This is a genomic window from Shewanella saliphila (assembly GCF_014648295.1).
Classification (GTDB): domain Bacteria; phylum Pseudomonadota; class Gammaproteobacteria; order Enterobacterales; family Shewanellaceae; genus Shewanella; species Shewanella saliphila.
The window spans coordinates 1-479 of sequence record NZ_BMQV01000126.1; the positions used below are offsets into that span (position 1 = coordinate 1).

Here is a 479-nt window from a genome sequence, read left to right on the forward strand (position 1 = left end):
TCTTGAATGCGTTGTTGTTCTGGGGTAATGGCATTTCCTGATGGTGTAATACCTTCAAATTCTTGCCTGAGTTGAGTCACCCAACGCCTTATTGCTGTCGGACCCACACCTGTGGCCTCACAAGCTACTTTTGTTGAGTAGCCTTGCTTAATCACGAGATTAGCAGCATCTATTTTAAATTCTGTTGAGTAAGTTGGTTGAGATTTCATTACTTTATACACCGTATTATATTCAGGAGGAGTTTACCTCATATCGGTGTACAGATTCATTAAGCCACAATAGACGTAAAAAAGCCCGTTGCGTTAACAACGGACTTATCACTACTCCTTCGAGTAAATTAGGCGCCTGAAAATGACCTACTCTCACATGGGCATATCGACCACACTGTTATCTTGCTCATTTGACACACAAACATCAGACGTAAAAAAGCCCGTTGCGTTAACAACGGGCTTTCATACTTATTTGGCGTCTGGAAATGA

At 41.8% G+C, this 479-nt stretch carries 1 protein-coding gene; it reads right to left on the reverse strand.

Annotated features, from left to right (window positions below; translation table 11 throughout):
• Positions 1-209: transposase (locus IEY48_RS20370; RefSeq protein ID WP_188923354.1), on the reverse strand; the 209-nt coding region annotated here is incomplete at its 3' end.
• Between the last annotated feature and the right edge of the window lie 270 nt (positions 210-479).